Annotated in this window: 20 protein-coding genes; 13 read left to right on the forward strand and 7 right to left on the reverse strand. The window is 61.8% G+C overall.

Going from position 1 to position 24,576, the window contains the following annotated elements:
- Positions 1–2: 2 nt before the first annotated feature.
- The 5 genes from ACZ89E_RS08480 to ACZ89E_RS08500 form a co-directional block, all read right to left on the reverse strand.
- Positions 3–1,586 (reverse strand): ShlB/FhaC/HecB family hemolysin secretion/activation protein, encoded by a 1,584-nt coding sequence (locus ACZ89E_RS08480; protein WP_476255362.1) that lies wholly within the window; start codon positions 1,584–1,586, stop codon positions 3–5.
- A gap of 53 nt (positions 1,587–1,639) precedes the next feature.
- The gene (locus ACZ89E_RS08485) at positions 1,640–2,251 is read right to left on the reverse strand and encodes a transposase (RefSeq protein ID WP_149658244.1); all 612 of its coding nucleotides are present in this window, start codon (positions 2,249–2,251) and stop codon (positions 1,640–1,642) included.
- An 859-nt stretch (positions 2,252–3,110) separates the two neighbouring features.
- Positions 3,111–4,052, reverse strand: a complete 942-nt coding sequence (locus ACZ89E_RS08490; RefSeq protein ID WP_476255363.1) for a FecR family protein — start codon at positions 4,050–4,052, stop codon at positions 3,111–3,113.
- A gap of 37 nt (positions 4,053–4,089) precedes the next feature.
- The gene (locus tag ACZ89E_RS08495; RefSeq protein ID WP_476255364.1) at positions 4,090–4,635 is read right to left on the reverse strand and encodes an RNA polymerase sigma factor; all 546 of its coding nucleotides are present in this window, start codon (positions 4,633–4,635) and stop codon (positions 4,090–4,092) included.
- The gene (locus tag ACZ89E_RS08500) at positions 4,632–5,318 is read right to left on the reverse strand and encodes a secretin and TonB N-terminal domain-containing protein (protein ID WP_476255365.1); all 687 of its coding nucleotides are present in this window, start codon (positions 5,316–5,318) and stop codon (positions 4,632–4,634) included. The genes ACZ89E_RS08495 and ACZ89E_RS08500 overlap by 4 nt, the downstream gene beginning before the upstream one ends.
- A 191-nt stretch (positions 5,319–5,509) precedes the next feature.
- On the opposite strand from ACZ89E_RS08500, the gene ACZ89E_RS08505 reads away from it, so the two are divergent.
- Positions 5,510–5,857, forward strand: a complete 348-nt coding sequence (locus ACZ89E_RS08505) for a hypothetical protein (RefSeq protein WP_476255366.1) — start codon at positions 5,510–5,512, stop codon at positions 5,855–5,857.
- Between the two features lie 184 nt (positions 5,858–6,041).
- Here ACZ89E_RS08505 and ACZ89E_RS08510 read toward each other — a convergent pair whose 3' ends face one another.
- Positions 6,042–6,482 carry a carboxymuconolactone decarboxylase family protein gene (locus tag ACZ89E_RS08510; protein ID WP_476255367.1) on the reverse strand — a complete coding sequence of 147 codons (441 nt, stop codon included), beginning with the start codon at positions 6,480–6,482 and terminating at the stop codon, positions 6,042–6,044.
- A gap of 207 nt (positions 6,483–6,689) precedes the next feature.
- Here ACZ89E_RS08510 and pdxR point away from each other — a divergent pair, with 207 nt between their 5' ends.
- The 5 genes from pdxR (at position 6,690) to ACZ89E_RS08535 (ending at position 11,656) form a co-directional block, all read left to right on the forward strand.
- A complete protein-coding gene (gene pdxR, locus ACZ89E_RS08515; protein WP_149658249.1) occupies positions 6,690–8,123 on the forward strand; it encodes a MocR-like pyridoxine biosynthesis transcription factor PdxR in 1,434 nt (477 codons plus the stop codon).
- Between the two features lie 122 nt (positions 8,124–8,245).
- On the forward strand, positions 8,246–8,539 hold the full coding sequence (locus tag ACZ89E_RS08520; RefSeq protein ID WP_149658250.1) for an antibiotic biosynthesis monooxygenase family protein: 294 nt from the start codon (positions 8,246–8,248) through the stop codon (positions 8,537–8,539).
- 243 nt (positions 8,540–8,782) lie between these two features.
- Complete coding sequence (locus ACZ89E_RS08525; protein ID WP_476255368.1) at positions 8,783–9,181, forward strand: cupin domain-containing protein; 399 nt, start codon at positions 8,783–8,785, stop codon at positions 9,179–9,181.
- Positions 9,182–9,400: 219 nt separating this feature from the next.
- Positions 9,401–10,111: an ATPase gene (locus tag ACZ89E_RS08530; protein WP_476255369.1), complete on the forward strand. Its 711-nt coding sequence runs from the start codon at positions 9,401–9,403 to the stop codon at positions 10,109–10,111.
- Positions 10,112–10,399: 288 nt separating this feature from the next.
- Positions 10,400–11,656 carry a hypothetical protein gene (locus ACZ89E_RS08535; RefSeq protein WP_476255370.1) on the forward strand — a complete coding sequence of 419 codons (1,257 nt, stop codon included), beginning with the start codon at positions 10,400–10,402 and terminating at the stop codon, positions 11,654–11,656.
- A 70-nt stretch (positions 11,657–11,726) separates the two neighbouring features.
- Here the strand turns inward: ACZ89E_RS08535 and ACZ89E_RS08540 are convergent, their stop codons facing one another.
- On the reverse strand, positions 11,727–16,622 hold the full coding sequence (locus tag ACZ89E_RS08540; RefSeq protein ID WP_476255371.1) for an NAD-glutamate dehydrogenase: 4,896 nt from the start codon (positions 16,620–16,622) through the stop codon (positions 11,727–11,729).
- Between the two features lie 505 nt (positions 16,623–17,127).
- Between ACZ89E_RS08540 and ACZ89E_RS08545 the strand changes: the two genes are divergently transcribed.
- The 7 genes from ACZ89E_RS08545 to ACZ89E_RS08575 all read left to right on the forward strand — a co-directional run bounded on the left by ACZ89E_RS08545 (position 17,128) and on the right by ACZ89E_RS08575 (position 24,538).
- Positions 17,128–17,481 (forward strand): hypothetical protein, encoded by a 354-nt coding sequence (locus tag ACZ89E_RS08545; protein ID WP_463260480.1) that lies wholly within the window; start codon positions 17,128–17,130, stop codon positions 17,479–17,481.
- A 217-nt stretch (positions 17,482–17,698) separates the two neighbouring features.
- Positions 17,699–18,658 carry an AAA family ATPase gene (locus tag ACZ89E_RS08550; protein WP_003218556.1) on the forward strand — a complete coding sequence of 320 codons (960 nt, stop codon included), beginning with the start codon at positions 17,699–17,701 and terminating at the stop codon, positions 18,656–18,658.
- Positions 18,659–18,663: 5 nt separating this feature from the next.
- Positions 18,664–19,608: a DUF58 domain-containing protein gene (locus ACZ89E_RS08555; RefSeq protein WP_149658256.1), complete on the forward strand. Its 945-nt coding sequence runs from the start codon at positions 18,664–18,666 to the stop codon at positions 19,606–19,608.
- On the forward strand, positions 19,605–20,099 hold the full coding sequence (locus ACZ89E_RS08560; RefSeq protein ID WP_149658257.1) for a DUF4381 domain-containing protein: 495 nt from the start codon (positions 19,605–19,607) through the stop codon (positions 20,097–20,099). The genes ACZ89E_RS08555 and ACZ89E_RS08560 overlap by 4 nt, the downstream gene beginning before the upstream one ends.
- Entirely contained in the window at positions 20,092–21,171 is a 1,080-nt protein-coding gene (locus ACZ89E_RS08565) for a vWA domain-containing protein (protein ID WP_149658258.1), read from the forward strand. The genes ACZ89E_RS08560 and ACZ89E_RS08565 overlap by 8 nt, the downstream gene beginning before the upstream one ends.
- Positions 21,168–22,907, forward strand: a complete 1,740-nt coding sequence (locus ACZ89E_RS08570) for a vWA domain-containing protein (protein ID WP_476255372.1) — start codon at positions 21,168–21,170, stop codon at positions 22,905–22,907. The genes ACZ89E_RS08565 and ACZ89E_RS08570 overlap by 4 nt, the downstream gene beginning before the upstream one ends.
- A complete protein-coding gene (locus ACZ89E_RS08575) occupies positions 22,904–24,538 on the forward strand; it encodes a BatD family protein (RefSeq protein ID WP_476255373.1) in 1,635 nt (544 codons plus the stop codon). The genes ACZ89E_RS08570 and ACZ89E_RS08575 overlap by 4 nt, the downstream gene beginning before the upstream one ends.
- Positions 24,539–24,576: the final 38 nt, after the last annotated feature.

Genomic DNA, 24,576 nt, shown 5'->3' on the forward strand with positions numbered 1-24,576 from the left:
TTTTAGAATGTGGCCTGAAGGTTGAAATGCAGGCGCGAATCGTGTTTTTGCGTGTTCGGCCCTTCGAGCAGCGGATAGCCCCAATCCAGGCTGCCGGACAGCCATTTGCTCAAGCTCGCGCGGGTGCCCAGGCCGACGCTGGCCAGGGCGTAATCGGCGTCCTGATCGGGCAACTCGTCACGCAGGGATAACTGGGCGCCTTCGGCAAAGGCGTAGAAACGCCACTCCTGAACGTAAGAGCCCAGGTACTTGGCCAGTGACGGCGTGCGCAGCTCCTGACTGAGCAACACGCCGTCGTCAGCGGTGCGCTCGGCGGCCAGATAGCCACGCACAGAAGTCGCGCCGCCGGCGGAGAATTGCTCGTTGGACACCAACGGCCCGGACGCCAACTGGAACGCGGCTTTGCTCGCGGTCTGCCAGTCGCTGGCGAAGGTGTAGGTGAAATTCGTGTCGCCCTTGAGCACGGCGAAACTGGGGCTGGCGCGGTAGCGTTTGTAGTCGAAATCTTCGTCGGAACTGCCGTAGCCAAACAGGCTGCGAGTGCCGGCCACCAGGCTCAGGCCCAAGCCCAGCTGGCTGTTCTCGGTGTAGCGAAAGCCGTTGTAGGCGAAGGTGAACGGTGCGTACTTGAGCGGCACCTTGTCGCTTTCACCGCCGAGGGTCAGTTGCTCGTCGAAGTCCTTGAAATCGACACCGGCGGACAGCGAGTTGGACCAGTTGCCGCTGGACGGCAATGTGTAGATCGCCGACACGCCATAGGAATGCCCTTTGCCCAATACGTTGCTGCCGCCGATGGTGGCGACGTTGCTGTCGGACTGGTAACCGGAGAACTGCACGCTCCAGCGCTCGTTCAACGGCGCGGTGTAGGAACCGGACCAGACCTTGGCGTTGTCCGTGTCTTGCGGCGCGGTGAAGAAGGTCAGCGAAATGCTGTGCCCCAGTTGCCAGAGGTTGTTGTAGCCCAGGCTGGTGACGGTGCGCAGTTTTTCGGTGTCGGCGCTGTAGTCGTTGTTCAGGCCGATGCTGGCCTGCCACGGGTTCTGGTCCTCGACCTGCAAATCCACGTCCATGGTCCCCGGGCGCTGGCCTTCGCGCACCAGCGGCATCACCTGGCGACCCGGGGTCTTGTTCAGTTGCGCCAGTTCGCCCTGGACCTTGCTGAAGTCCGGCACCTCGCCTTCCTTCAGCGCCGGGACGTCTTCGCGGATATCCACTGGCGAATAGTGCTTGGCGCCGACCACGCGCACGCGGCCGACCTTGGTTTCGCTGACTTGCAGGTAGACGATGCCGTCCTCGACTTTCTGCTCCGGCAACTCGACGAACACCGACTGATAGCCGCGCGCCTGATAAGCCTTCTGCAACGCGTCGCGGGCACCTTCGATATCGGTCAGGGCTTTCTGCGGGCCGAGAAACGGGTACACCGCTTCTTCAATGGCCCGGGCATCGAGCACGGTGTTGCCGCGCACGAAGTACTCGTTCACATCGACCCATTTGGCCGGCACGGCGTCCTCGGCCATGGCCGATTGGGCGCCCGCCACCAACAGCCAGCCCCACAGCGCCAGCCGCGTCTTGAAAAGATGCTCCACACCACCCCCTGAATTCGAAATGACCGTCGCCGTTTGCCCGGCGTTTAGCCCACTCAATTGCTTGCTGTCGATGTCGCGGCGTGTTTGCCCAGCCAGGTGTGCAGCAGCGCGAAGTTCAAGGAGAACTCGGGCATTTGCAGCAAGGCACCGCAGAACACTTCGCCAATGATTTTCTGGATCAATTGCACCGCCCGCGGGTTGTTCAGCAGGGTGGCGATGTCGCGGCTCAGGACGTTGAAGCTCCAGACCTTTTGATTCAGGTCCAGGCCAACGAACCAGCGGAACAGCAGGTTGTAATTGAGCTGCTCGTAGAGTTGCTGCTCGCTGGGCACCGAATACAGCAGCTGCAACAGCAGGATGTGCATGACCGTTTGCGGGGCGATGAGCATGCCGGGCTCGGCGTTGAGGCCGGCCAGCACGTCGCGATGGTCATCGAGCAGGTCATCGATTTGTGGACGCAGCAGCACCAGGGAATGGCCCGGCGGAATGTAGCTCGACACCTCTTTCAGCGCGCCCTGCCAGTCATCCTGCGACACGATCCAGACCCACGGCGCGCCGTAGCGATACACCGAAACCGGCTTCTTGCGCGCGGCTTCGACGATCTTCGACAAGCGTTGATCGAGCTCTTGCATGCCCACTTTCGAGTAGCGTTCCATAGTCCCCATTGCCTCACTCCCGGCGTCCCGCCTCGGCTTAAAAAAGTGGCCCGAAGGCCCCCTCAAGCGCGTCACATAGGCATGACCGGACTGGCGATGTGCTACCGAACTTTTGTCATGAAAGCTTCATGTCGCCGTTGAACTGCGCACGTCCCTGTAGGAGCAAAGCTTGCTCGCGATGGCGGTTTCACGGGCAGCATGGATGTTGGCTGACACGACGCTTTCGCGAGCAAGCTTTGCTCCTACAGAGGTGGTGGTGGGTATTCGGCCGGGGGAGTTGATGCTGATTGGAACGCGGAGCGTCCCTTGAGGCATTCCCACGCGGAGCGTGGGAACGATCATCAACACAACAGCTGTATTCACCGCAAATCCCTGTAGGAGCAAAGCTTGCTCGCGAATACGGTTTCACATTCAACTTGGAGGGTGGCTGACACGACGCTTTCGCGAGCAAGCTTCGCTCCTACAGAGTTGGTGGTGGGTATTCGGTCGGGGAGTTGCTGCTGATCGGAACGCGGAGCGTCCCTTGAGGCATTCCCACGCGGAGCGTGGGAACGATCATCAACACAACAGCTGTATTCACCGCAGATCCCTGTAGGAGCAAAGCTTGCTCGCGAATACGGTTTCACATTCAACTTGGAGGTGGCTGACACGACGCTTTCGCGAGCAAGCTTTGCTCCTACAGAGTTGGTGGGTATTCAGCCGGGGAGTTGATGCTGATTGGAACGCGGAGCGTCCCTTGAGGCATTACCACGCGAAGCGTGGGAACGATCACAACACAACAGCTGTATTCACCGCAGATCTCTGTAGGAGCAAAGCTTGCTCGCGATGGCGGTTTCACGGTCAGCATGGGTGTTGGCTGACGCAACACTCAACTGAGGACGACAACCCCACCCGGCAACTCGGTACAGGTCGCGCCATAGGCATCGCGAATCAACAACGCCACCCCGGCCAACTGGTCCAGGCTGAACCGCGCCTGGACCTTGCGTTTGCCCAGTTCAGCGTTGAGCAGCAGCAACATCCCCGGTCGATAGCGATTGATCTCGTCAATCACCTGGCTCAGCGTCGCGTCGTTGAACACCAGTACTTGCTGACGCCAGGCGATCACTGCCGAGGTGTCGACGGTTTTCGGGGGGCTGACTTGTTGGGCGCTGTAGGTCAGTTGCTGGCCGGATTCAAGGTGAATGCGCTGGCCTTGCACGTCCACCAGCAAGGCGCCGTCGAGGCAGGTCACGCACACGCTCTGGTCGGTGTTGCGCAGGTTGAAACGCGCCTGGCTGGCGCTCAACCACCCTGCTCCGGCCTGGACTTTCAGGGGTGTGGTCTGGCGCGCCAGCACTTCGACTTCGCCGCTCAACAGCTCGATGCCTTGTGCGCCGTCGGCCATCGTCCGGCGGCTGACGCGGGTCTGGGTGTTGAGCTCCAAACTGACGCCGTCGCCCAGATCAAATCGCCGTTGCTCACCGACTTCCGTGATGTAGTCCGCGCCGATCCCCGAGAAGCCGCCCGGCACGCTGTAGCGCACCAGCAAAAACGCCGCCGACGCCGCTACCGCACCGCCAAGAAACGCCCGACGGCCGAAATGCCGCGGCGTCTGCAAGGCCTCGGCCGCCGGTTTCAAGCCATGCCACAACGCCTTGGTCCGTTCAAACGCCAGGGCATGTTCGGCGCTCTGCGCACACCACTGGCGCAAGGCCCGGGCGTCGGCGGCGGTGGCTTGGCCGGAGGTCAGCAGGATCAGCCAGTCCCGGGCTTCGCTGTGCAAGCGATCCTCGGGTGCAGGCTCGGGCGATGGGAAACGAAAGATGTTCAAGCGCGGGGATACTCACGGATTAGTTCGTTCTCTTCTTTCAAGACGGTTTTCCTGCCCCGGGACCGAACCGCTGAATCACTTTTCTTTCCAAACGGGCGGCGCAGTGTCCCAGGGCCGCCTTGATTTCCTTTTCGACCATGCGCGTGGAAATGCCGAAGCGTTGGGAGATTTCCAGGTGCGGCGCCTCTTCCAGGCGCGCGGCGATAAAGATTTGGCGACGCCGCGCGGGCAGTTCGTAGAGGGCCTTGAGCAAGATCTGGATCTCTTTCTGCCCGCCCACCACCCGCGCCGGGTCCTGGGCGTCGTCGGACATCTGCAACAGTTCTTCCACCTCAGTGCCCGTGAGCAAACGCGCGTCGGCCTGACGCCGGTCGGCGGCAATGTTCAGGGCCATGCGATAGAGGTAGGCATTGGGCTGGACGATGTTCGGCGGCGCTTCCATGCGGTCGACCCGCAGATAGGTTTCGTGCAGCACGTCGTTGGCCAGGTCCTCGGAGCCGAGACGGCGGCGCAGGCGCACCTTGAAATCGTCGTAGGACGTCAGGAACAGCCTGACCATCGAACTGTGTCCGCTGTCTTTCATGCCCCGAAGGCTCCTTCCTGCTGTATGCATTCCATGCGTTTTCCTGATGAGTCCGGTACGAGAAGCAGGGTCACCGGTTGGCGCAATGAGCTGGGCGGCGACCGTTCAATCCTGAGGTGTTGCACGCTGTCCACCAGCGCCGCATCGCGCTGGCTATCGCCGCTGGAAGTGACCAGGCGACTGTGTTGTACCGCGCCATCGCGGCCGATCCACACTTGCAGCAACGCCCGGTAACCACCGGGTCGCGTCAAGGGCGACGCGCACAAGCGGCGTTCGATGGCCGATTGAATCGCCAGCGCGTAACTGCTGCCCACCTGACTCCCGGTGCCCGTCGCGCCGGGTGGCAACGGCACGGGCGCCACTTGCGCGATCTGCAAGGTGAACGCGTCCGCGCGGGTGTAACGCGCCATCAATCCGGTGCCGACGAGCAAGGTGTTCAAAGCTTGAGTGGCGGTCAGCCGTCCCTGGACGCCAATCGAGCGCCGTCCGCGAGTCAGTTGGCGATCGACCAGCACCGCCATGCCGCTGCTGCGGCTGAACGCTTCGAGCGCGCGACTCAGTTCCTGGGCCGAAATATCGTAGGTGTTCCAGGCCTGAGGCTGTTCGCCATCGGCCCGCGCGGGCAGCAGCCAGATCAACAGCCACAGGCACACAACGCCGCGCAACAGGCCCCGAGCCCTCAATTCCGACCCCCGACGCCCTTCCTGGCGCTGCCTCGCTGCACGGCTGACGTACCCCTGAAAACCGTCATCCTGAGGGCTGTATATGACTCTGGTGTGACGGCCGGTGCAAAAAAACCATCACGCAGCGGCCAAGGGCTTTGCACTAGACTCAAACCCAGAGCGGCCCGGCCGGGTCGGCCAGGAGGCCAGTGATGAAACACCGATTGATGATCGCGGCGGGCATGCTGATGATGGGCGCCATGAGCGCGGCGCTGGCTGAAGAGCCGCTGGGCTGTGTCGAGGTCAGCGTCGGCGGCTACAAGGCGCCGGACTATGGCTGCCTGAGCCGGCAGATGGGTAACAACCCCGAGGGCGCGGCGGCGGCGCGCAAGAATCAGGAAGCGATAAATGACCCAGTGAGCAAGCGGCCGCCGAATCAGGTGGGGTTGGCGACGCCGGCGGCGACCGGTACGCGGATGGGCAATACGTTTGGGACGTCGGTGAAACCGCAGCGGCCGGCGGCGACTGGTGCGGGTTCGCCGCTGATGATTGGCAGGTAACACCACCCTGTGGCCAAGTGGCTTTATAGCGCTTTTGTGGCGAGGGGGCTTGCCCCGTTCGGCTGCGAAGCAGTCGCAAAACCTGCTTGCACCGTTTCACTGGAAAAATGCAGGGGGCCGCTTCGCGACCCAACGGGGGCAAGCCCCCTCGCCACAAAAGCTCCCTAGACCAGGTTTCGCTTGATCAATCGCTGGGGGTTTGGCGGAAGCTTACGGCCAGCCGATTCCAGCTATTGATGGTGGTCACGGCGAGAGTCAGATCCACCAGTTCGCCTTCGCTGAACTGCTCCCGCGCCAACGCATAGACATCGTCCGGCACGTGACTTTCAGCAAGCAGCGTCACCGCCTCCGTCCAGGCAAACGCCGCGCGTTCCCGAGGGTTGAAGAAGTTGCTGTCGCGCCAGACCACGATCGAATACAGGCGTCGATCCGTCTCGCCCAGACGCCGGGCATCCACCGAGTGCATGTCGGTACAGAACGCGCAGCCGTTGAGTTGCGAAGCGCGGATTTTGATCAGGTGCAGCAAGCCGGCTTCGATGCTCAGGTTGCCGGTCAGCGCCTCCATGGCAATCATCGCTTTCATCGCTTTGGGCGACGCGCTGTAGTAGTCCAGGCGGGGGGTCATGGCGGGACCTCTTGGCGCGAAATTGGGTACTCCCACGTTAGGCGCTGATGCAGCAGCGTTACAGCTCCAATTCAACGAAAAAGCCATGGACCACCCGGCAGCAGACCAATCCGGCGCTTTTCGCCTGCGCAACTTCTATCCGGCGGCGCAATAAGGGTAATCTGGCGCGACCCACAGTCGCCCCACCGCCCCAGGAGCCCCGCCGGTATGGAACTTCACGTTGTCATCAACGGCCGCAAGGACCTGGCAGGCCAGTTGTATCAACAACTGCGCAGTGCCATCGAAACCGGGCGCCTGGCCGCCGGCACGCAGTTGCCGCCCAGCCGTTTGCTGGCCGAGCAGTTGGGGATTTCGCGCAAGACCATTTCCGACACTTACTCGCAACTGACCTACGAAAACTTCCTCACCGGCGTGACCGGCAAAGGCACTTACGTCAACGCGCGGCCGGCAAAAATCCAGCGCAAGCAGAGCCATTCGGAACTGGCCAGCAGCGAGGTCATCGAGTCCTGGCGCAACTTGCCGGTGTTCCTGCGTCACCCGACGCTGGAGGGTTCGTTGCGTTACGACTTTATCGGCGGCGCCACCAGCAAGGGCCAGTTTCCCCAGGACGACTGGCGACGCTGCACCTCCCACGCGTTGCGGCAGATGGCCGGGGCCAAAGGCTTTTACAGCCTGCCCGAAGGCCTGCCGGCGCTGCGGAATGCGATTGCCCGGCACATCGCCTTTTCACGCGGGGTCAATTGCCAGGACGAAGACGTGGTGGTGTGCAACGGCGCCCAGCAAGCCCTGGACCTGATTGCCCGAGTGCTGATCCAGGCCGGCAGCCTGGTGGCGATGGAAGATCCGGGTTATCCGCCGGCGCGCCTGTTGTTCGGCAGCCACGGCGCCACGGTGGTCGGCGTGCCGGTGGACGCCGAAGGGATTCAGGTCGAGCTGATTCCCGATGGCACGCGGCTGATTTACGTCACGCCGTCCCATCAGTTCCCGCTGGGCATGCCCATGAGCCAGGCACGGCGGGAAGCTCTGCTGGAGCGGGCTTACGCGCTGGGCGCGATCATTATCGAGGACGATTACGACAGTGAATTCCGCTACGAAGGCCGGCCCACCGATTCGCTGCAAAGCATGGACGAGCGCGGGATCGTTGCTTACGTCGGCACCTTTTCCAAGACCCTGCTGCCGGAGCTGCGGCTGGGCTACACGATCCTGCCGCCAGCGATTCTCGAAGCGGTGATCCGCGCCAAGCAATTGACCGACCTGCACACCTCGACGTTGCCGCAATGGGCGCTGGCCAAGTTCATCGCCGAGGGTTGCCTGCTCAAGCACATCCGGCGCTGCCACACCATCTACGCCGGGCGCCGCGAGCGGATTCTGGCGCGCATGGCGGGCGATCTTTCACCGTGGTTCGAGGCCGTGCCGACCGTTGCCGGGTTTCACATGGTGGTGCTGTGCAAGGTGCCGATCGACCTTGCGCTGATCATCGAATTGGCCCGAAAGGTTGAAATCGGTCTGTATTCCATTGAGGGCTTTTTCTATCAGCGAGCACCGCAAGCCGGGCTGCTCATGGGCTTTGGTGCGATCGAAACCCTGGACATCGACACCGCGCTGGACCGTCTGCGCGACATTTTGCAGCAGGTGGCGTGAGGATTGGTCTGTGGGTTTATCCGGCGATTGGCTATTGGCGGTCCCACGGTGCAGGACTATTGTGCAGGGGCGTTATCCCTCAATGAGCAGGATTCGTCCGGCCTGATTCAGGAGTGTGAGCAATGTCCAACGAAGTGATCAATACCGTACAGGTGCAGGCGGCTGCGGGCCGCTCGGAAGAACTGGGCAAGCAACTGCAAAAGATTGTCGACACCCTGCGCGAACTTCCAGGTTGCGATTCCTATATGGTCGACCGCTGCCCTGAGGACGACAACCGCTGGACGGTCAGCGCACGCTGGCAATCGGAAGCGGCCATGCAATCGCATTTCAACTGCCCCGAAGTGCAGGGCTTTATCGGTTTGATCGATAGCCGATTGGCGAATGCCGTGGATTTCAATAGCTTCCCGATTGTTTAAAAACAACACCTCTGCCTGATGATGATCGTTCCCACGCTCTGCGTGGGAATGCATCCCGGGATGCTGCGCGTCCCATCCAGAGCCGAACGCGGAGCGCCCGATGCGGCATTCCCACGCGGAGCATGGGAACGATCAGTCAGGGGAGGATTGGCCCCCTCACCTTCCCGAAAATTGGCCGTTTTGTTACCCCGCCCCGCGGCTTACTGTGATCCCTGACGACTAACCACCCCCAGGTGATCAACCATGAAAGCTCTGCATGTACTGGCCGCCCTGGCCCTGACCGTTTCCGCCTCGGCCTTCGCCCACGCCCCGTCGGAAAAGGTCACGGTGCTGCAAGATGAACTGCTGCAAAACGTGCCCGGCAAAAAGGCCATGATGATCGAGGTCGACTACAAACCCGGCCAATCGTCCATCGCCCATAAACATGAAGGCACGGCCATGGCTTATGTGCTGCAAGGCCAGGTCATTTCCCAGGTCAAGGGCCAGAAAGCGATCACCTACAAGACGGGCCAGTTCTGGTACGAGCCGGCGGGTTCCGAGCATTTGATCTCGAAAAATGCCAGCGCGACCAAGCCGGCGAAGTTGCTGGTGTTCATGGTGTTGTCGCCGGATGAGAAAGTGTTGATCCCCTTGGAAAACTGATCGCTGTTGCATCAGCCATAAATAAACAGGCTCGAATCGTTGATTCGGGCCTTTTTATTACCCCGGGCAATTAGATCAAACCGTTTACAGCAAACAAAACTATGGATCAGTCAATAAGTGTATTCATGGACGGTTTCATTCAGTGAAGACAGGTTTAGTCTGAGTTCATCGCCGGTATTACCGGTCACTCAACTTCCGTTGTTTCACTGGAGATACACCATGAAACGTGTGCTTATCAGTACATTGACTGTTGCCGCACTGTTAGCCGGTTGCTCGGTGCCCACCGCGCCCAAAGCGGTTTCGTCGCTGGACACGCTGTTCAGCGCGCCGGTCGGTCGCTCCAGCGCCACCCATATCGCCAATGGCAGCAATGTGTCTCTGGGCATCCTCTACAGCCCAAGTACCCAGGCCAACCGCGACTATCTGCGCCACTACCAGGCCAACGCCGGCACCGGTTTTGGCCAGAGCCTGCTGGTGCAGTCGATCCACGACGCCTACGTGGCCACGTCCAACCCGGACTTTGCCGTGGAGGGGGTCAAAGCGTTGTTACAACGCCAGTTCGGTTCGGTGACGGTCTATCCGGACATGCAAAGCCTCAAGGCCGCCCGGCCGGATGTGGTGGCCATTGTCGATACCCACAGCCAACTGATGACCTCCCGCAGTTCGGATATCAAGGCCGAAGTCAGTGCGGATTTTTATGATGCGAAGTTCAACTACATTGGCACCGCACAAGGGCATGATGCCAAGTCATTGCGCCCTGTATGGGCGGACTTTAAACGCAGTGAAGAGATTGTCGCGGATATTAACCAGCAACAGGATGTGCAAGTTCGGGCGTTGCAGAAGTTTGACCAGTCGCTCAGTAATTTATTGACCAGGCCGACAACTAATGTGTCGATGATTGATAGTCAAACGGGTCAGAAGTTGTATTGAAGCTAATGGCCTCTTCGCGGGCAAGCCTCGCTCCTACAGGATTGGGTTGAACCCGTTATTTGCGAACAACACTAACCCCTGTAGGAGCGAGGCTTGCCCGCGAAGAGGCCCGCCCAATCACCCCAAAACCCTCCAGGCAAGCGCAAGGTTCATCAGCCACAAATAGCCGGGACTGTCCACTGTCAAGTCTGACAGTAGACACGCTCCGCGCCTCTCGCGCGTAATCGCAGCTCAGGGTATTGACCCGAGCAATGGCCAATACCTTCCGAAAAACCCGAGGGTTTGCCCATGAGCACTGCACATACAGATTCAACATCGGCTGCGCGCCTTGACCCCTCCTTCGGAGAGGCCGGGAGAGTCGTGATTCACATTCCGGACACCTCCACTTCAGTGTCGAGAATTTCGGGTTTAGTCACCGACCTCGACTCCAGGGTGCTGTTCACCAGCTCCTCCCCCCCGCGTTTCCTATTGGGCCGCCTGTTGGAGGACGGCACCGTAGATAGACAATTCGGCAATAACGGCGTGATTCACGATGTGTTCGCAGAGGGAGATGGATTGTCCCTAAGTACCGGTGTTTCGATTCTCAATAACGGGACAATACTGCTGACCGGCGTTTACGACCCACCCGGTCCCCAAAGACTGCCCGCCCTCGCCCTCTTCAATGCTTCAGGCCATTACGTCACAGAATTCGGTCAGTACGGAAAATCGGTCATCCCGGTTCCCAACGCCGCCGAGGGTTCCTCCGGCCTATCCGGGGCCGACCCGTTCGCCACTAATGGTTCATCCCAAACCCCCGTGATCCTGGCCGACGGGAAAATGCTGTTGGTCTTCCAAGGCTGGCTCATTCGATTACTGGAGAACGGTCGTCCTGACGACAGCTTCGACAACGGCAGACACTACCGACCTGCAAGGCACCCTAAGTACTCATCCACTACCACGCGCATCGTTCAAGCCAGCGCAAATACCGTTGTATTGGGGGGAACCGCCGAAGTGGATGGCGAAATATTCGCAATGTTTGCCCGCTACTTCATCGATGGGGAACTCGACAAGAGTTTCGGACGTGACGGTTTTTTTGTGCTGGACGACTTGCCATTGGAAACGAATGTCGTTGCCCTCGCCATGAAGGACGAGGATAAGGTGGTCGGGATTGGCCAGAAGCTTGCCACTCCAGCCAAGGGACTGATTGTCTGCCTCAATGCAAAAGGCCATGTCGATCCGGTTTTCAATCATGGCAACCCAGTGCTGGTGCCGACCGATGCAAACAGACAATTCAACTGGCATGCGGGGACGATTGATCACGCAGGACGGATCGTCGCTACCGGCGGCTCGCTTGAAGGCCCTGACAGCACACCCTACATCGCTACCGGACGATTCATGCCAGATGGTTCACCCGACCTCACGTTCAGCACGAATGAAGGATGGGTTAGCGCAGAGGGTCAATTAGCCCAGGCCCTCGCCATTGATCGTAAAGACCGAATCGTGATTTCCGGTCTGACGTCGCCACCCGAAAACGTGACCCCGGCCATACTTCGCTACCTGGCTTGAGTGACCGCGAAGCGTAAAAAAAAACCCCGTATCTCTCGATACGGGGTTTTTTATTCGGCGACTGACTGAATCAGGCCGCCGGTTCCAGCTCCAGTGCAGCAACGACAGGCACTACCGCCTGACCGCTCAACGCCAGGTCGAGCAACTCACGGTTGGCCACCGCGTACATGGCGTAGTCCGTGCCGCTGGCGGCACGGATTTCCACCAGCATGGCGCGCCAGCGTTCGATCATGCCTTCGTGCTCTTCCATCCACAGCGCCAGACGTGTTTCCACGTCCTGGGTGCCGTCGCCCTGTTGCAGGACGGAGATGGTGATCGCACGTTGCTGCCAGTCCACATCATCGCGGAACGCTTCACGGGCCAGGGCTTGCCAGTTGTTTTCAACCGGCAGCGCGCTGATCTGTTGCAGGTACCAGGTGATGTCCAGCGCGCTGCCGACGGCGAAGTAAGCCTTCGCGACGTCTGCTGCGTTCTGGCCGGTCACGTCGGCCGCTTCGATGATCGGCAGCAAGGTGTACAGGTGCGAAGTGCCAGCCACCATACGCGCGAGCAACTCCGGCACTCCAGCTTCGACATACGCTTCGTAACGGGTCTGCCAGTTTTCGTGGATTTCGCCACTCAGCAGCTCGTCGAGCTTGAGACCCAGCTCCTTCAGGTGCGGACCGAAGTGCGCAACGTCACGGGCAGCGTTCTGCTCGTTGCGGCGGGCACGCAGGAACCAGCGTGTAGCGCGGCGACCCAGACGCATCAGCTCGTCCATCAGCTCCAATTGCACGTCGGCGGAAACCTGGTAGTCCAGGGCTTCAATCTGACGGAACCAGTGCGGGAGATGGAAGATGTCACGCACGATCACGTAGGCACCGGCCACGTTCGCCGGGCTCATGCCGGTCGACTCTTTGAGTCGTTGAACGAAGGTGATGCCCATGTGGTTCACCAGATCGTTGGCGATCTGGGTGCTGACGATTTCGCGCTTCAGACGGTGACGGCGCATGGCTTCGGAGAACTTGCTCACCAGGCTCGGCGGGAAAGCGGTTTCCATGTCGCGGGTCAGGTAATCGTCGTCCGGCACTTGCGAGTTGAGCAGTGCTTCTTTGAGGTCGATCTTGCTGTAGGAAATCAGCACCGACAGCTCGGCACGGGTCAGGCCATGGCCTGCCGCAACGCGCTCGTTGATGGCTTCTTCCGTCGGCAGGAACTCGATGGCGCGATCCAGCTTGCCGCGGCCTTCCAGATCGTTCATCAGACGCTTGTATTCGGCAATCCGCACGTAGGCACGGCGGGCCGCCAGGGACAGGGCCTGGGTCTGCTTGTAGTTGTTGCCCAGCACCAGGTTGCCGACTTCGTCGGTCATGCTCGCCAGCAACTGATTGCGTTGCTTGTCGGTCATGTCACCGGCCTGAACCACTTCGTTCAGCAGGATCTTGATGTTCACTTCGTGGTCGGAGCAGTCCACGCCACCGGCGTTGTCGATGAAGTCGGTGTTGGAACCGCCGCCATTGAGGCCGAATTCGACACGACCCAGCTGGGTCATCCCGAGGTTACCGCCCTCGCCCACGACTTTGCAGCGCAGTTCGTTGCCGTTCACGCGCAGTGCATCGTTGGCCTTGTCGCCGACATCGGCGTGGCTTTCGCTGCTGGCCTTGACGTAGGTGCCGATACCGCCGTTCCACAACAGGTCTACCGGCGCCTTGAGCAAGGCATTCAGCAGTTCGGTTGGGGTCAGCTTGTCAGCCTGAATGTCAAAGCGCTCTTTCATCTGCGGGGAAATCGCGATGCTTTTCGCGCTACGGGAGAAGATCCCGCCGCCTTCGGACATGATGCTGGTGTCGTAATCGGTCCAGGCCGAACGCGGCAGGTCGAACAGGCGCTGACGCTCGACGAAGCTGTTGGCCGGTTGCGGATTAGGATCGATGAAGATGTGCAGGTGGTTGAAGGCGGCGACCAGTTGCAGCTTGTCGGACATCAACAAACCGTTACCGAACACGTCACCGGCCATGTCGCCGACGCCGACTACCGTGATGCTGTCTTCCTGGACATTGATGCCGCGCTCGCGGAAGTGGCGTTGTACGCCGACCCACGCGCCTTTGGCAGTGATGCCCATTTTCTTGTGGTCGTAACCGGCAGAACCACCGGAAGCGAACGCGTCACCCAGCCAGAAGCCGTAGTCGATGGCGATGCCGTTGGCGATGTCGGAGAAGGTTGCGGTGCCCTTGTCCGCTGCCACCACCAGGTACGGGTCATCGTCGTCATGACGCACCACGTTGGCCGGCGGCACCAGCGCGCCGTCTTTCAGGTTGTCGGTGATGTCCAACAGGCCCGAGATGAAGATGCGGTAGCAGGCGATGCCTTCGGCCGCGATCTCGTCCCGACCGCCGCCCAATGGCAGGCGACGCGGCAGGAAACCGCCCTTGGCGCCGACCGGCACGATGACCGAGTTCTTCACTTGCTGGGCTTTTACCAGGCCCAGGACCTCGGTGCGGTAGTCTTCTTCACGGTCGGACCAGCGCAGACCGCCACGAGCGACGTTGCCGAAGCGCAGGTGCACGCCTTCGACGCGCGGCGAGTAGACAAAGATTTCGAACTTCGGTACTGGCTTCGGCAGCTCTGGGATCTGGTGCGGGTTGAACTTGAAGCTGAAGTAGGACTTGTTATGGCCCTGCGCATCGGTCTGGTAGAAGTTGGTGCGCAGCGTGGCCTTGATCAGGTCCAGGTAGCGACGCAGGATGCGGTCTTCGTTCAGCACCTGGACGTCGTCCAGTGCGGTGACGATGGCCTGTTCCAGACGTTGCTGCTTGTCTTCCAGGTCGTCGCTGGTCAGCTTGCGCGCCAGGTAGAAACGGGTCTTGAACAACCGGGTCAACTCGCGAGCGATGTCGGTGTGGTTGTTCAGGGTGCTGGCGATGTAGCCCAGGTCGAAGCCCAGACGAATCTGCTTCATGTAGCGGGCGTAGGCACGCAGCAGTGCCACGTCGCGCCATGGCAGGCCGGCGGTCAGCACCAGGCGGTTGAACGCATCGTTCTCGGCATCGCCACGCACGATGTGGACGAAGGCGTCCTGCAGCGTGTCGTTGAGTTGCTGGATGTCGAGTTCCAGGCCGTCAGCGGCGGTGAAGGCGAAATCGTGAATCCAGAACTCGCGGCCGCTGTTGTGACGCAAGCGATACGGGAACTCGCCCAGCACGCGCAGGCCGAGGTTTTCCAGGATCGGCAACACGTCGGACAGCGCCAGCGGCGTATCGGCGTGGTACAGCTTGCAATGCAGCTCGCGTTGACCGGAGACCTGGCCCAGCGGCTGATAGAAGCTCATGACCAGCGGGTTTTTCTCGGTCAGGCTCAGCAGGTGCTGCATGTCGACCACGGCCGAATGCGCGGCGAAACGCTCGCGGTAACCGGCCGGGAAGCCTTTCGGGAAGTCGGCCAGCACGTTGGTGCCGTGGGCTTCGCCGAAGTTTTCCACGACCAGGCTGGCGTAGTCGTCCTGCCAGCTGCGGCAGGCCTGGACCACTTCTTTTTCCAGCAGGACCGGGTCGATATCCAGGCGATTCTTCGGATCAACCCGCAGAATCAGCTGTACGCGAGCCAGTACGGACTCGGAGAAGAAGGTCCAGAACTCGCAATCCGAGGCTTTCAGGCGATCCATCAGCACTTGCTGGATCTTCTGGCGCACCTCGGTGGAGTAGATGTCACGCGGCACGTAGGCCAGGCAGTAGCAGAAGCGGCCGTACGGGTCTTTGCGCAGGAACACGCGGATCTTGTTGCGCTCCTGAATCTGCACGATCGACATCACGGTGCTGAACAGTTCGTCCACCGGGGTCTGGAACAGATCGTCGCGGGGCAGCACTTCGACCACCTGCGCCAGTTCCTTGCCCAGGTGAGCCTTGGCCTGGAAGCCGGAGCGGCGTTCGATTTCTTCGACCTTGCGGCGGATGTACGGGATGACCCGCACGCTCTCGCCATACACCGAGGAGGTGTAGAGGCCCATGAAGCGGCATTCCTTGATGACTTTACCGTCGGCGTCGATTTCACGGATCGACACGTAGTCCGGGTATGCCGGACGGTGCACACGGCTTGGGTGTGCAGCCTTGGCGAACGACAGCAGGGTCGGTTCGCGCAGGTAGTTCACCGCGTAATCTTCGATGCGCAGGTCTTCGTAGGTCAGGCCGGTGCGCAGCAGTTTGGTCAGGCCGAGGAAGGACTGCTCGTCGTACTCGATGTGACCGCCGTCGGCCTGGTCGCTGACCACGAATTCTTCGTAGCCCAGGAAGGTGAAGTGGTTGCCCACCAGCCATTCCAGGAAGCTTTTGATTTCGGCTTTTTCTTCTGGATCAACCTTGAACTGGCTGTTGTCCAGGCCCGTGAGGATTTCCTGGACCTTGGCTTTCATCGGCTCGAAATCGGCGACCGCAACGCGGACTTCGCCGAGAACCTGTTCCAGTTCCTTGCTCAGGACATTCAGTTCGGCCGCGTTGGCGCAACGGTCGATTTCCAGGTACATCAGCGATTCTTGCAGGATGCCTTCGCCCTGGGTGCCCTTCGGCAGGATTTCCAGCAGCTCGCCCTTGCTGCCGCGACGCACGCTCAGCACAGTGGTTTGCAAGGTGTGGATGCTATAGCCGCGACGGTTCAGCTCGGTACGCACCGAGTCCACGAGGAATGGCAGGTCGTGGTGCAGCACTTCGACCGCGGTGTGGGTCGACTGCCAGCCGTGGCGTTCGTAATCGGGGTTGTAGACGCGAACCTGTGGTTGCGCGTGATCAAAGCGCTCAAGCAGGCGCCATGCAGAAAGGGTGCAGCCGGCGAGGTCGGACAACCGACGCTGGGTCAGCTCGTCGAGGGAAATGATGCCGAAAAATTGTTCAGCAAACAGCGCCACTTGTGGCAGTGCCTGTTCACTGATGTGCTGCGCCAGTGCCGCTTGCAGTTGGTGCTGGAAGTCGGCTTTGCTGGCTGCGGTGAAGAACGCCATCTGTGGTACTCCGCTTGGGCTTGTTATTGATGGAAGCGTCGCGTGCAAAACCCCTTTCGGGGCGATCCGTCACCCTGTTCCTGATTCTCGGGCAGAGGAAACAGGGTGACAGGTGGGTGAAGCTGGACGAGACACTCAGGTCACATTCACCTTCCAAGAATGGGTATCGGCAAAAGCGACTGTACGATGAATTGCACAATGCCTTTACGGGTATCCATTCGATGCGCAGCTTAACGAGTGCGACAACGTGCCTGCTTGCGGTGCTGCGACATATTCGGTCATCGGCACGCAGCTTGCGCCTTATGCATCGAACAACACTAGCAGCCGCACGGAAAAACGGGGGGTTAAAGCCCGGTTTTGCGGCATATCCGTACCCGAAATGACCAGCAACACCCCGGATGTTCACGACACATCTTCTGACACTCAGACGAGCAGAAATTCCCGGCGGCTGGCAGAATCGCGCTTTGTTCGTCTTCACCATGCTCCCCCGAGCCAGGAATTCCCCATGCAAATGACCACCGCCCTCTTGATCGTCAACCCGTGCGATGACGAAGAAGACAACATGGCCATGCTCTGCTGCCACAGCGACCAGGGCGACATGTTCCTGATGACCCGCTACCCGGACGAGGACGCGCTGGACATCAGCCTCGGCGACGAGCCATCGACCCTGGACGGGGTGAAAGTCACCCTCAGCCCTACCCGCCTGCTGATTGAAATCGCGGCCGGGGACGCGGATGCGCTCAATGGCGACGATTCGCTGGAAATCACCCACAGCACCGATGCCGGTGACCTGGCGGAAGTGGAAGAAACCTTGCAGAACATTCTCAAGGGGACGGGCACCTATATAAGCGAGCTGTGATTTTCGGCGCCTGTGCCGGCCCCTTCGCGGGCAAGCCTCGCTCCTACAGGTCCAGCACGGATGATCGTTCCTACGCTCTGCGTGGGAACGATCACCATTTCCCGTACTTTGCGCAAAATGCCGTTAGTCGCCCACCCCCCGCGATGCATTAAAGTAACGCCCCCAGCCCTGGCGTTATTCGAACGTCTTCGGTCACCCTTTCCAGGAACAGTCATCGATGGAACATCGTGAAGCGCTGCTTGCGCTGCGAACCTTTCTTTCAACGCAGATTCTCGGCCAGGAAAAACTCATCGAGCGCTTGCTCATCGCCTTGCTCGCCGACGGCCACATGCTGGTCGAGGGCGCTCCGGGGCTGGCCAAGACCAAGGCCATCAAAGAGCTCGCCGAAGGCATCGAAGCGCAGTTCCATCGCATCCAGTTCACCCCCGACCTGTTGCCCGCCGACATCACCGGCACCGAGATCTATCGCCCGGAAACCGGCAGTTTCGTGTTTCAGCAAGGCCCGATCTTCCACAACCTGGTGCTGGCGGACGAAATCAACCGCGCCCCGGCCAAGGTGCAATCGGCCCTGCTCGAAGCCATGGCCGAGCGTCAGGTCAGCGTCGGGCGCAGCACTTACGAGTTATCGCCGCTGTTCCTGGTGATGGCCACGCAAAACCCGATCGAGCAGGAAGGCACCTATCCGCTGCCCGAAGCCCAGCTCGACCGGTTCCTGATGCACGTGAAAATCGGTTTCCCGGACGCCGCCGTCGAACGGCGCATCCTGCAACAGGCTCGTGGCGAAGCGCTCAACGGCGAAACCAAGCCCGAGCGCCGGGTCAGCCAGCAGGCGATCTTCGCCGCGCGCAAGGAAATCCTCGGGTTGTACATGGCCGATGCCGTGGAGGAATACCTGGTGCAACTGGTCATGGCGACCCGCACCCCGGCCAAGTTCGACCCGGAGATGGCCGAGTGGATCGCCTATGGCGCCAGCCCGCGCGGTTCCATCGCCCTCGACCGTTGCGCCCGCGCTCACGCGTGGCTGGCCGGTCGCGACTTCGTCAGCCCGGAAGACATCCAGGCCGTGCTGTTCGATGTGTTGCGCCACCGCATCATCCTGTCCTTTGAAGCCGAGGCGGCTGGCATCGACCAGGACCGGGTGGTCCAGCGGATTCTCGACGTCGTAGCCGTCGCTTGACCCCGATGAACGCCATCCTGCCGCCCGAGCCGGGCATCCGTGTCAGCCTCGCCGAGCTGATCGAGATGCGCCATCGGGTGCGCGAAGTGCAGTTGTTCTCCACGCCGAGCCAGCGCAGCCCGCTGATCGGCTTGCACCATTCCAAGCTGCGCGGGCGGGGCGTCGACTTCGATCAGGTGCGGGTCTATCAGGCCGGCGACGACGTGCGCACCATCGACTGGCGCGTCACCGCCCGCACGCAAGAGCCGCACACCAAACTGTTCCACGAAGAACGCGAGCGCCCGATTTTCATCATGGTCGAGCAAAGCCGTCGGCTGTTCTTCGGCTCGGGGCTGATGTTCAAATCGGTGCTCGCCGCCCAAGCCGCGAGCCTGATCGGCTGGGCGGCGCTGGGGCATAACGACCGGGTCGGCGGGCTGGTGTTCGGCGATAACGAGCACTACGAAATCAAACCCCGGCGCAGCAAGCAAAGCCTGCTGCAATTGCTCAACCGCCTGGTGCGGGTCAACCAGTCGCTGCACACCGAAAGCGAGCAGAACCGCGACTCCCTGAACCTGGCCCTGCGCCGTGCCCGGGAAGTGCTGCGCCCCGGCAGCCTGGTGATCGTGATCTGCGACGAACGTGCGCTGACCGAAGGCTCCGAGCAACAACTGAGCCTGTTGTCGCGTCATTGCGACCTGTTGCTGCTGCCGCTGTCCGACCCCCTGGACCACGCCCTGCCCGCCGCCGGGCTTTTGCGCTTTGCCGAACGCGGCGCGCAACTGGAACTCGACACCCTGAATTTCGACCTGCGCCAGACCTACCGCGCCCAGGCCGAAGCGCGCATCGCCCACTGGGAATTGCTCGCGCAGAAGCTGCGGGTGTTGTTGATGCCGTTGAGCACCCAGAGCGAGATGGTCGAGCAACTGCGCGAATACCTGAACCCACAGAAACCGGGGAAAGGTCGATGAACAGTATTGAGCAACTGCAACCGCTGATGACCCCGCCGCCGATTGGTTTCTGGCCGCCGGCACCAGGCTGGTGGCTCTTGCTTTTATTGCTGCCGCTGCTCGGTTTCGGTCTGTGGCAGTTGCGGCGTTTCATTCCAAACAAGCGCCCTATCGTCCGTGCTGAACAACCCCTGGACCCGGTGCGGGTCGCCGCCCTCGCCGAACTGGCGCTGATGCCCAAGCCCTACGACGGCGCGCCGGCCGGTGCCTGGTTGCAGCAACTCAACGGTTTGCTCAAACGCCTGTGCCGCAACCACTACCCCTACAGCCAGAGCCACACCCTCAACGGCCGCAAATGGCTGGCGTTCCTCGACAACCGCTGCCCGGCCGCCGGCCTGACGCGCTGGATGGTGCTGGTCGAAGGCGCCTACAAACCCGAATGCAAACTCGACGACAAGGCCATCGCCGGCCTGACCCAAGCCGTCGACACCTGGATTCGCAAACATGTTTGAGTTCGCCTGGCCGTGGATTTTCGCCTTGCTACCGCTGCCGTGGCTGATGCGCGTGTTGCTGCCGGTGGCCGACAGCGGCGAGCCGGCGCTCAAGGTCAGTTTCTTGAGCGACCTCGAAGGCCTGACCCGCCGCCGTGCCCGGGCCAACCTGCCGGCGTGGCGTCAACAAGCACCGTTCATTCTGCTGTGGCTGTTGCTGCTGATCGCCGCCGCCCGCCCGCAATGGCTCGGCGAGCCGCTGCCGATTGCTGCCAGCGGTCGCGATTTGCTGGTGGCGGTGGACGTCTCCGGCTCCATGGACTTCCCCGACATGCAATGGCAGGACGAAGACGTCAGCCGCCTGTCGCTGGTCCAGCATTTGCTCGGTGATTTCCTGGAAAGCCGCGAAGGCGACCGGGTCGGCCTGATCCTGTTCGGCAGCCAGGCTTACCTGCAAGCGCCGCTGACCTTCGACCGCCGCACCGTTCGCGTGTGGCTGGATGAAGCGCGGATCGGCATCGCCGGCAAGAACACCGCCATCGGCGATGCGATCGGTCTGGCGCTGAAACGTTTGCGCCTGCGTCCGGCGCAAAGCCGCGTGCTGATTCTGGTGACTGACGGCGCCAATAATGGCGGCGAAATCGATCCGTTGACTGCCGCGCGCCTGGCCGCCAGCGAAGGGGTGAAAATCTACCCGATCGGCATCGGCGCCGACCCGGAGCAAAGCGGCACCTTGGGTTTTCTCGGCGTCAACCCGAGCCTGGACCTCGACGAACCGGCGCTCAAAGCCATCGCTCAAGCGACTGGCGGCCAATACTTCCGCGCCCGGGACGGCAAAGAGTTGGAGGCGATCAAGGCCACCCTCGACAAACTTGAACCGGTGACCCAACAACCGACTCAAGCCCGCCCCGCCCAGGCGTTGTATCACTGGCCCTTGGCCTTGGCGTTGCTGCTGAGCATGTTGCTGGTGATGCGCGAGCGCTGGCCGGACAACCCGCTGCAACGCTTGCTGACCAAGGACCTGTTTTTGCAAAGCCAACTGCCGGACTGGCGCCAACGGCTTAAACGCCTGCGTCTGCGGAGGCGTCGATGAGCGCGCTCTGGCCTTACTGGTTCCGGCCCTGGTGGCTGCTGCTGTTGCCGTTGCTGGGCTGGTTGCTCTGGCAACTGTGGCACCGGCAGAAACGCGCCGGGCGCTGGCAGATGATCCTGCCGCCAGCCTTCCACGCCGCGCTGCTCAGCGGTGGCAAAGGTCACGACAGCAAGTTGCCGTGGGTGGTGCTGGGCCTGGCCTGGGTGCTGACCATTGGCGCGCTGCTCGGGCCGAGTTGGCAGCGGGTCGAACAAACCAGCCAGAAGCCCGCCGATCCGCTGGTGGTGCTGCTGGAATTGACCCCGGAAATGCTCGCCACCGACAGCCCGCCGACCCGCCTGGAACAGGCCCGGCGCAAGCTGTTCGACCTGCTGCAAAGCCGCAGCGATGCGCAGACTGCGATCGTCGTCTACGCCGGCAGCGCCCACACGCTGGTGCCGCTGTCGGATGACCTGTCCACCAGCCGCAATCTGCTGGACGCACTCAAGCCGTCGTTGATGCCCGAGGCCGGTCATCGCGCCGATCTGGCGGTGATCAAAGCCTTGACCCTGCTGGATCAGGGCGCCCTCGGCCAGGGCCGGATCCTGCTGATCGGTTCGTCCCTGACCGAACAGGAACGCTTCGGTATTGAGCGGGCGCTGAACGGCAAGTCCACGGAGTTTCTGATGCTCGGCGTCGGCACGCCCGAAGGCGCGCCAGTCGCGCAAGAGGACGGCAGCTTCCTCAAGGATGAACAGGGCGCGATTCTGGTTCCGCACCTGGACAACCCGGGGCTGAAAGCCTTCACCAGTGATTTGGGCGGGCGCTACCACGCGGCGCGGCTGGACGATGCGGACCTCGGCGCCCTCGGCCTGCTCGATGGCCCGCGCAACCTGCGCAACGACGGCCAGACCCTGCGCCTGGACACGTGGGCCGATCAGGGTTATTGGTTGTTGCTGCCCCTGCTGCTGCTCGCCTCCTTTGCCGGGCGCCGGGGTTGGTTGTTCTGCCTGCCGCTGCTGTTTCTGCTGCCGCAACCGAGCTACGCCTTCGACTTTGAAGACTTGTGGCTGCGCCCCGATCAACGGGGTCTGCATTTGCTCAGTCAGGACCATCCGGCCGAAGCCGCGCAACATTTCGCAGACCCGCAGTGGCAAGGCGTGGCGCTGTATGAGGCCGGCGACTATGCCGGCGCCGCCCAGCGCTTCGCCCAAGGCAACGATGCGCGGGCGCACTACAATCGGGGGAACGCCCTGGCCAAGGGCGGTGAACTGGAAGCGGCGCTGGATGCCTACGAACAAGCCCTGGAACGCCAGCCGGATTTGCGTCCGGCGCTGACCAACAAGGCGCTGGTGGAAAGCCTGATCAAACAGAAAGCCACACCACCGGCGATTGAACCGGACAAGTCCGAAGGCGAAGAGCCTGGCAGCGCCAGCGACAGCCCGGCGCCCGGCGGCACCAACCAGCCGTCCAGCAGCGGCGAACCGCAAACCGAGGCCCAGCCCAACACGCCGGACACCGAGCAGCCGCCCAAGACGCCGCCGCAACCCGGGGCCAATGAGGTGCCGGGCAGCGAGCTGGAGGACGAGCAAAGCACCACGCCACCGCGCCGCCCGGCCAATGACAGCCTTGAAGGCGAACAGGCCCAGGCGCTGGAGCAATGGCTGCGCAAGATCCCGGATGACCCGGGCGAACTGCTACGGCGCAAATTCTGGTACGAACAGCAACAACATCAGGATCAGGGAAAAACTCGATGACCCGCTTCACCGCTTTCTTGCTCGCCCTGCTCTTCTGGACGTTTCAGGCCCAGGCTGAGGGGCTGGTCGCCAGTGTCGATCGCAGTCGCCTGAACTCCGGCGAGACGGTCGAACTGACCCTGGAATCCAATGACGTGACGCTGTTCGGCAAGCCCGACCTGACGCCGCTGGAGCCGGCCTTCGAAGTGCGCGGCACGCGCCAGGTCAACCAGTTGACCACGATCAACGGCGACAACCGCGCCACCACGCGCTGGATCATCACCCTGCTGCCCAAGCAGAACGGCAGCGTGGAAATCCCGTCGCTGCAACTCGGTGAGGTGCGCAGCCAGCCGATCTCTATCCAAGTGGTCGAGAGCGAAACCCAGGACACCGAGAACACCCTGGCGCCGGTCTTCATCGAAGCCAGCCTCGACCAGAGCAGCGTGTACGTACAGGCCCAGGCGATCCTGACCTTGCGCATCTACCATTCGGTGTCGCTGTACGACGACAGCAGCCTGACCCCGTTGCAGATTCCCGATGCGCGCATCGAGCAATTGGGGGATTCACGCACCTATGAGAAGGTCATCAATGGCCTGCGCCATGGCGTGATCGAAATGCGCTACGCGATCTTTCCCCAGCACAGCGGCGTGCTGAGCATTCCGACGCAAGTGTTCAGCGCCACCCTGGTGCAACCGGCTCAGGACGCTACGTCCCAAGGGCCGAAACCGGGCAAGCTGATGCGCGTCAGCTCCGCCGAGATTCCGCTGACGGTCAAGGCCAAACCCGCCACCTACCCGGCCGATGCACCGTGGCTACCCGCACGCAGCCTGAGCCTGAGCGAAAGCTGGAGCCCGGAACCGGATCACGCCCAGGTCGGCGATTCCCTGACCCGCAGCCTGACCTTGAAGGCCGAAGGCCTGGCCAGCTCGCAACTGCCACCGTTGCCCGCCACCGACATCAACGGCTTGCGCCGCTACCCGGACCAACCGGTGCTGGGCAATCAGCACAACGAACGTGGCCTGGTCGGCAGTCGTGAAGACCGCGAAGCGCTGGTGCCGTCCCACAGCGGCGCCATCGAGTTGCCGACGGTGGACGTGGTCTGGTGGAACACCTTCGAAGATCACCTCGAACACAGCAGCCTGCCGGCCCGGCCCCTGCAAGTGAGCAACAATCCAAACCTGATGGTCGACACCCCGGCGGGCACCGCCCCGGTGAATTACGCCGCCGACAGCGAAGCGCTGTGGTGGTGGAAACTCAGCACGCTGATCCTGGCCTGCACCACGCTGCTGGGCTTTGGCCTGTGGTGGCGCGCCCGCTGGCAACCGGCGATCCTGCGGGCCGCGCAATCGGGCCCGAGCCCACGCACCGTGCTCGACGAGCTCAAGCGCGCCTGCCAGGCCAACGACCCCCACGCCACCCGCCAGGCCCTCGACGCCTGGGCCCGGCAACAACCGGAGACTCTGGCGGACATGGCGGCGCGGTTTGTGCCGCTATCGGATGCCCTGGACGGCTTGAACGGCGCGCTGTACAGCGAAACCGGCCAGCACTGGCAAGGCGAAGACCTGTGGCGCGCGACCCGGGCGATCCCGCTGGCGGAGCGGGTTCAGGACCCGGTGGGTGATAGCGGGTTGCCGCCGCTTTATCCGAAATAGCTGTCAGAAAAGTTCACTCTACCCGCTCCGATTTCGAT

The organism is Pseudomonas sp. TE3899 (assembly GCF_056279105.1).

What these genes read in the sequence shown, in the direction of transcription:
- ACZ89E_RS08560 (WP_149658257.1), top strand. Translation starts at nt 19,605, where the DNA reads ATGAACAGTATTGAGCAACTGCAACCGCTGATGACCCCGCCGCCGATT.
- ACZ89E_RS08530 (WP_476255369.1), top strand. Translation starts at nt 9,401, where the DNA reads ATGAAACGTGTGCTTATCAGTACATTGACTGTTGCCGCACTGTTAGCC.
- ACZ89E_RS08505 (WP_476255366.1), top strand. Translation starts at nt 5,510, where the DNA reads ATGAAACACCGATTGATGATCGCGGCGGGCATGCTGATGATGGGCGCC.
- ACZ89E_RS08535 (WP_476255370.1), top strand. Translation starts at nt 10,400, where the DNA reads ATGAGCACTGCACATACAGATTCAACATCGGCTGCGCGCCTTGACCCC.
- ACZ89E_RS08565 (WP_149658258.1), top strand. Translation starts at nt 20,092, where the DNA reads ATGTTTGAGTTCGCCTGGCCGTGGATTTTCGCCTTGCTACCGCTGCCG.
- ACZ89E_RS08570 (WP_476255372.1), top strand. Translation starts at nt 21,168, where the DNA reads ATGAGCGCGCTCTGGCCTTACTGGTTCCGGCCCTGGTGGCTGCTGCTG.
- ACZ89E_RS08520 (WP_149658250.1), top strand. Translation starts at nt 8,246, where the DNA reads ATGTCCAACGAAGTGATCAATACCGTACAGGTGCAGGCGGCTGCGGGC.
- ACZ89E_RS08550 (WP_003218556.1), top strand. Translation starts at nt 17,699, where the DNA reads ATGGAACATCGTGAAGCGCTGCTTGCGCTGCGAACCTTTCTTTCAACG.
- ACZ89E_RS08510 (WP_476255367.1), bottom strand. Translation starts at nt 6,482, where the DNA reads ATGACCCCCCGCCTGGACTACTACAGCGCGTCGCCCAAAGCGATGAAA.
- ACZ89E_RS08545 (WP_463260480.1), top strand. Translation starts at nt 17,128, where the DNA reads ATGCAAATGACCACCGCCCTCTTGATCGTCAACCCGTGCGATGACGAA.
- ACZ89E_RS08540 (WP_476255371.1), bottom strand. Translation starts at nt 16,622, where the DNA reads ATGGCGTTCTTCACCGCAGCCAGCAAAGCCGACTTCCAGCACCAACTG.
- ACZ89E_RS08555 (WP_149658256.1), top strand. Translation starts at nt 18,664, where the DNA reads ATGAACGCCATCCTGCCGCCCGAGCCGGGCATCCGTGTCAGCCTCGCC.
- ACZ89E_RS08485 (WP_149658244.1), bottom strand. Translation starts at nt 2,251, where the DNA reads ATGGGGACTATGGAACGCTACTCGAAAGTGGGCATGCAAGAGCTCGAT.
- pdxR (WP_149658249.1), top strand. Translation starts at nt 6,690, where the DNA reads ATGGAACTTCACGTTGTCATCAACGGCCGCAAGGACCTGGCAGGCCAG.
- ACZ89E_RS08495 (WP_476255364.1), bottom strand. Translation starts at nt 4,635, where the DNA reads ATGAAAGACAGCGGACACAGTTCGATGGTCAGGCTGTTCCTGACGTCC.
- ACZ89E_RS08525 (WP_476255368.1), top strand. Translation starts at nt 8,783, where the DNA reads ATGAAAGCTCTGCATGTACTGGCCGCCCTGGCCCTGACCGTTTCCGCC.
- ACZ89E_RS08575 (WP_476255373.1), top strand. Translation starts at nt 22,904, where the DNA reads ATGACCCGCTTCACCGCTTTCTTGCTCGCCCTGCTCTTCTGGACGTTT.